Annotated in this window: 4 protein-coding genes and 1 pseudogene; 1 reads left to right on the top strand and 4 read right to left on the bottom strand. The window is 29.5% G+C overall.

Features of this window, described 5'->3' with window-relative positions; genetic code table 11:
* Positions 1 to 710: 710 nt before the first annotated feature.
* Together KM800_RS14765 and KM800_RS14760 are read right to left on the bottom strand one after the other, a co-directional pair.
* On the bottom strand, positions 711 to 1,511 hold the full coding sequence (locus KM800_RS14765) for a macro domain-containing protein (protein WP_217813771.1): 801 nt from the start codon (positions 1,509 to 1,511) through the stop codon (positions 711 to 713).
* The gene (locus KM800_RS14760; RefSeq protein ID WP_217813770.1) at positions 1,504 to 2,115 is read right to left on the bottom strand and encodes a hypothetical protein; all 612 of its coding nucleotides are present in this window, start codon (positions 2,113 to 2,115) and stop codon (positions 1,504 to 1,506) included. Before KM800_RS14760 ends, KM800_RS14765 begins: the two co-directional genes overlap by 8 nt.
* Before the next feature lie 178 nt (positions 2,116 to 2,293).
* Here KM800_RS14760 and KM800_RS14755 point away from each other — a divergent pair.
* Positions 2,294 to 3,108: pseudogene (locus tag KM800_RS14755) on the top strand (integrase core domain-containing protein).
* A gap of 228 nt (positions 3,109 to 3,336) precedes the next feature.
* Here the strand turns inward: KM800_RS14755 and KM800_RS14750 are convergent.
* Both KM800_RS14750 and KM800_RS14745 read right to left on the bottom strand, forming a co-directional pair.
* Positions 3,337 to 5,691: a type IA DNA topoisomerase gene (locus tag KM800_RS14750; protein WP_217813769.1), complete on the bottom strand. Its 2,355-nt coding sequence runs from the start codon at positions 5,689 to 5,691 to the stop codon at positions 3,337 to 3,339.
* A 772-nt stretch (positions 5,692 to 6,463) separates the two neighbouring features.
* The gene (locus KM800_RS14745) at positions 6,464 to 6,610 is read right to left on the bottom strand and encodes a hypothetical protein (protein ID WP_217813768.1); all 147 of its coding nucleotides are present in this window, start codon (positions 6,608 to 6,610) and stop codon (positions 6,464 to 6,466) included.
* Positions 6,611 to 6,908: the final 298 nt, after the last annotated feature.

Here is a 6,908-nt window from a genome sequence, read left to right as displayed (position 1 = left end):
AATTATCATAATTTATGATAATTTATATGTATTTAATAGTCATAGTTCATTGTAATAATACTATAGAAAACTTTTTATTATTTTATATATAATAAAAACATAAAAAGTTTATATATAATAGTTTATATAAAATAATATATAGATTTAATACCGAATAAAAAAATGGGGAGTGACTCTATAGATGAGTAATTTTATAAAACAAATTGAAGAAGACATTAAAGAATATCAAACTAATTTTCCTTATATTAGTAATATTAAAAAAGATGAATGGGCCTTTAATTATTAGGTATTAGATAAACTTTTTTATGAAGATGAGGAACTAATTGAAGAAAAAATAATAGACTATCATGATTTAGGAATTGACGCTTATGAAACTTATGAGGAAACAAAAGATATTTATTTAATTCAAAATAAATATTATACTAATTCCACATCAATTACTGCAGAATATGTTAAAAATGATTTTTGGTGCTAGTATAAAAGTGTAGACACAAAAATTCGAACGATAGGGAATGAGTATAGATTTGGTTTTTACACAAATCTATACTCATTCCCCACCAATCCTTTCAGAGTGTGATAATATCCTATCAAACTCAAATAAATCTGATGATTTTCAGATACTGTATAAAGATATACAAGTTACAATTCCAAGTAATTTCAATCAAAATTCTTTAGCATGACTAATGAAGGTTCTGCAGGAATTGGGAATCTTAGATATTTCCATCTATTTTGTTGATATTGACATCTTTTTTCCTGCAGATGATTCGTAACTTGTTAGATGGTTTTATTTTATGCTTACTTAGCTTATATGATTGTATTATAGTGTCAAGAAGTTCCTGTTGTGTTGGGTTCCACTCTCCAAAATCTGTAGTTCCACCACCTAGAATTGTTATGCAAACATCCTTTTGGTTGTAGTAGGTATTAATCTCTGACCACAATACAGCTAAACTTTTTAAATATTCATCGCGTGTAAATGTTGCTCGTCCATTTTGATTAAGTTTAGCAAACGCAAGCAGTAAATCATCTCCATTAAGTAGCACTCTCCCAGACTCATAATGTACCTTGTTTTGATATTGCGATGTGCCATTAGCAGGTTTTAAATGCGTACTTTTGATTAATTCTTCTATATCCAGTGACGGGTTGTTCTTCAGATATTGTCCACAAACTGATTTAGGATTTATATCTTCAGGACGGTTTCCTACTTTTATTGAGAAACACTCATCAAAAGCAATAACTCTTTTGCAGTCTTTCTTCTTTAAAATATCACCATATTCCACTTGAATAAGATGATTCCTTGCGTTAACATTTACTCTACATCTACACACATATAATAGTATGCAGAGAATGAATATAGCAACAAATACCAAACATCTAACAATAATAATATTTATTTCGTCTGATAGTGTATTGAGTGGCTTCCATAATCCAAAACATTTCTCAGGAACACACGTAAATATGATACCAATTAAACTAGTAGCCCGACCAAAGCATATTTTTAAAGATTTATTCATATCCTAATGCCTTCTTTATATATGTGTAATCACCAACTTTTTCATTGTTATCATTTTTAGTCCAAAATGGATGTGCATTATCCTTGTAGTCATTCATATAAGGAGGAAGCCATCCAACCTGATTATATAATGAATTATAAAGAATAATAATAGTTTTATTACGTTGCTTTGCTTCTTCAAATTCATGTTGAAGGTATGAAATAGAATTAATACAACCATAATCCCCATCTGCCGGAGCAGGACATGTTGTAGTTATCTTACATTTCTTTTTTCCATTTGCATTTTCTTTATATGGAGTGCACTCACATTCGTTTTGCACTTTACTACCCCGTTCACATTCACTTCCCGCTAATCGAGAAGCAGTTTTATCACCAACAACAAAGATAACTACAGATGATGCATTAATTTGATGATTAAACTCTTCTTTTAAATCACATATACGACAGTCATCAATCTTTGATACACTACCTGACGCGACTTCGGCTGTGTCCACAAAATCTACTTTATGTTTATTGTCGTCACCCCAACTATGCAACACTTCTACGATTTCACGATCTCCGTTTTCAAGATCATAATCCGCACTGATATAAACTCTTTTACTCATATAAAATACCTCCCCATAGTGTCTTTTTCTTTTATAATACTACAATTTGTGCGATATAAAACTTTTTTGTAAAAACTTTTTTGTAATTTCTCTAGCAGATTTTCATTTGTGGATGTCATATTAAAAACCTCCAATCTGATTACTTTATTAAAGCATATCAAATTGGAGGTCTATTTACATGACGGTATTTATTCCATCACTTACGTCAAATAGATCTAAGAGATATACAGAAAATTTCAAAAATACAATAGCTGAGATTTATAATTCAGGTAAAACCCTGAGTGAATTAAACAGCGAATATGGCACATCTAAATCAACAATAAAATTATGGATTAAAAAATCAGCACCAATACAGATAGATAAAAATAAAACTATTACAACTGCTGAGTATCAAACCTTAATCAAGAAAATGGCAAAGTTAAAAGAGGAGAATGAGATAAATATAAGTCTTAAAAGAACCCAGAGGCTTATGAAAAAGTTAGGTATAAAGTCTGTGGTCTGTAAAAAATTCAGACCTTTTCCTTCAAAATCTAAGGTTGAAGAAAAGGAAAATATCCTTAAAAGAGATTTTAATACTAGTACAATAAATCAGAAATGGTGTACCGATATAACATATATACACACTATAAAAGACGGCTGGTGTTATCTTGCATCCGTCATGGATCTTTGAAACCAGTTAAACCATTGGTTCTCCACAGTGATCTTGGGGTTCAATATACAAGTTGTGAATTTGAAAATTATCTTCTGGGTACTCATTTGCTAACTCATTATTTCAGTGCCAAGGGCTGTCCTTATGACAATGCCTGCATTGAGTCATTCCATGCTTCATTAAAGAAAGAAGAGGTAAATCTTGTTAAATACTATGATTATAATTCTGCAAAATTGGCTGTGTTCCAATATATAGAATCATGGTATAACAGGATTAGAATTCATAGTTCTATAGGATATATTACTCCTCAACAATGTGAGGATAATTGCAAAAAATCTGCTTAAATATTCGATATTTTGTGTCTACTTTATTGACTTAGATCCATACTCATTATTAAAAATGTAATTATCATAAATTATGATAATTACATTTTTAATCTGACGAAGCGTACCCTTGATAGTTCTTCTACTTTGATACAATTCTAGTTAAAGAAAAGATTAATTTAAAATATAGTACAAATTATTTCTTATTTAAAATTGATCCTAGACACATTTTTAATTTTTGTATTACAGTTAATTTTGAAAATCAAAATTAACTGTACCATCTTTTAGAATCAATACAGCATCAAAACTTTTACCTGCTTTACTTTTAAACCCTTTTATGACTCCTGTGCTTTTACCTGTTATAAGCTTCTTAACTATAGATTCAGTTATATTTTTTCCTGCTATTTGTTTACCTATAAAGAACTTACAGCCTTCCTTCCACCTACTGCAGCCATATCCTGATTTATTACTTGCAATTTCACCTATTTTACATACGGGACACGCACCTAAACTTTCATTTTTAACACTAAAATCGAATGTAATATGTGCGTTTTCTATTTCTAAAGCAGCATTAAAATTTTTTCCTGCCTTGCTTTTAAATCCTTTTATAATATTAGTCCTTTTATTTTTTATAAGCTTTTTTGCTATAGATTCAGTTATATTCTTTCCTGCTATAGTTTTGCCTATAAAGAACTTACAGCCTTCTTTCCATCTACTACAGCCATATCCTGTCCTTCCAACTATAATATTACCTTTCCCACATACAGGGCATACCCCTAAAATCTTATATTTCTTACTATCTATTTTATCAATTTTAATGTTATTTCCATTAGTAATTATATTACTTAATTCATTTTTAACTTTATATACTATAGTATCAATTTCTATATCGCCTTTATATACATTTTTAAGTTGTTTTCCAAACTCAACGGTCTTTTCCTTATCTAAATCAATTTTGAGCTTTTCAAGAGCTTCTATGAGTCTTATTCCTTTACTCTCACACTCTAAATGTCCTTTTGATTCTTTTATATACTCATATTTTTTAGCATTTTTTATAATCCCTGCTCTTGTTGCAACAGTACCTATCTCACAACCCTCTAATATCATTTTATATTCTTCATCATCATTACTATTTTCTAGTTCTTCAACTTCTTTTTTTTTGAAAGGATTTTTAAGAAAATTATTGAGTTCAGATTCAGTAACATTTTTAGGCCTTTGAGTTTGTTTTTCATCTACAGAAAGTTTAGTATTTAATTTCTCACCTTCTATAAATTCAGGAAGTTCATTATCTTTTTTAATTTTCTCATACTTTAAAAATCCCTGCTGCTTTATAACATTACCTTTAAGCTCTATGGACTCATCATCTATTTTAATAAGTACCCTGGTTTCTTCGATTATTGTTTCCTCATTTAAAAAATTACTTATAAACCTATTTTTTATTGCAGCATAAACTTTTTGTTCTCCTTCACTCAATTTTTCTTCTTCTGGAAGTTTTAAAGTTGGAGTAATACAGCTATGGCTTTCAACCTTATTACTGTTAAATATAGATTCCTTGTCTTTAAAATCTATATCTACATTGAATTTTTCCTTTATTGCTGTAATTACACTTTTTATCTTTTCTTTTTCTGTATCTGCAAGATATTCGGTATTTGTCCTTGGATATGTTGTATATCCACTTTCATATAACTTTTGTAAGTGCTTTAAAGTATCATCTAAAGACATTTTATAATCTTTAAACATTTTATTCTGCAGGGTATCAAGGGAAAATAATTTAGGCGGCTGTTTCTTGATTTCCTTCTTTTCAACTTTAGTAACTACAGCTTTTTTATCTTTTAAACTATTTAATAGATCATCAGCCCTTTTTCTTTCATTTGCTAAAAAATGTCTATCTTTAAGTTTTGCTTTTATCTCTAAATTGTCTTTACTTATAACAGCACCTATTTCAAAAAAAGTTTCAGGCTTAAAATTTTCTATTGCTTTATCTCTATCATAGACAAACTTTACTATAGGTATAAGGACACGCCCTACGGGTAAAAAAGACTGACACTTTATACTAAGATACCTTGTTAAATTTATCCCATATGTCCAATCCAGATAAGTCCTTGCAAGACCTTCATTATATAAATTTTTATACTCTCCATCATCTTTTAAATTTCTCAATTCATTACGTATAGTTTGAGTAGTTTGTTCAGGAAGCCATAATCTTTTTACAGGCTTATTAAAATTTTCTTCTTTAAAGATTCGATTAATTATATTATTTACAATAACTTCACCCTCGCGATCCGCATCTCCACAGTTTACAATTTCAGATACATCATTCCTTTTAACTAACCTTTTTATAATTTCATACTGCTTTTTTACCCCTTTATCATCTCTAATTTTAAATTTAAAATTTTTAGGAACAAAAGGTAACTCTTCTAAACTCCACTTTGTTTTTTCTCTATCAAAATAGTTATCTACATCATAAAGTTGAAGTAAATGACCAAAAGCAAAAGTTACAATATAATCTTTATTCTCAAAATAACCATCAGACTTACTCATATTGCCAATACTTTTAACAACATTCATAGCTAAACTTGGTTTTTCTGCAATAACTAATTTCATAAAATCACTCCTTAATTATAATAAATTATCATAATTTACTTTAACATAGAAAGGTAAATAAAGAATAAATAAGTGGGGAGCTACACTCCCCAAACCCCTAGTCTACCGCCTTACAGGATGGAATGTATCAACTCCGTACCTGCGTTGCCACATTCCATCCTTCCAGTTGATGTACAAATTAAAACCCTTCTTTCTCTGCCCATCTTATCCAAAAAGATATTTTAAATTAAATTGAATTTTATTCAAATATATGATAGAACAGGTAGAGCCAGAGCAGGAGCAGGATATAGTTGTTCCCTTATATCAGACAAGTATAATCTGACATAAGAAAACAACTGCTTGAATTGACAGAACAGTATATCACCGTCACTATCGCTATCTTACACCCTATTTGTTGCGTATTTACTACCTATAAGCTTTCTACAGTACGGTTCTATCCTACTGCCTTAATCTGCTTATAGTTCCCGATACCTTAATATCCTAGAACTCCCGCACCTGACCTTTAAGTTGTCACCACTCTCGCACCCACACTCCTAAAAATAGGGACTAAGATTTTCGTGTGGAGGTTCATTCTACGGCGTTGGCTGAACTAACCCTATGCACCCTCTTTTGAGGGGAAATCTTTATAGTCTTCGCAAGACTCCTTTAATAAAGGCTCCCTATTTAAGTTACAGGGCAACTGCTGATATTTTGAGTATTAGCTCTCTTTGTTTTTATCTACTTTCATTTTTTTTAATTGCTCTTTTTATCTTCTCGTCTTTTCTTAATTGTCTTATTCTTTCAATTGATGCTTTAATTTCTCAGTAAATGTATGTCCACATTTGCATTGCTTAACATAGCCTGCTGCTATAGGCTTACCTCTATGTTCTTTGCCACATTTAGAGCAAACTATTTTAAACTTAATATTTGTTCCTGACATACTAAACTACCTCCTAAGATTTATATATTTACAGCTAAATAAATTACTATAATTTATGATAATTTATTTAGTTCTAAATACATGTAAAAATTTTTCAAATAAATAGTTTAATTTTTTTCTAAATGTGGTATAATAAAAATACTTAAAAAATAGCTGACTTTAATACGCTCCCTTTTAAGTATTTTTTTCGCACAATTATACTTTAAAGGAATTAAATGTTCAGTATTCTTTTTTAATTTGGTGATATCTAAAAGAAATATTTAAAACAAAAACAAAATAAAAAAGGTAACTGCGTTAA

It is taken from the genome of Clostridium tyrobutyricum, from assembly GCF_019144085.1.
In the GTDB taxonomy this organism is placed as follows: domain Bacteria; phylum Bacillota; class Clostridia; order Clostridiales; family Clostridiaceae; genus Clostridium_B; species Clostridium_B tyrobutyricum_A.
Note: the sequence above shows the minus strand (reverse complement) of the source record. Positions and strands in the feature narration are given on the sequence as shown.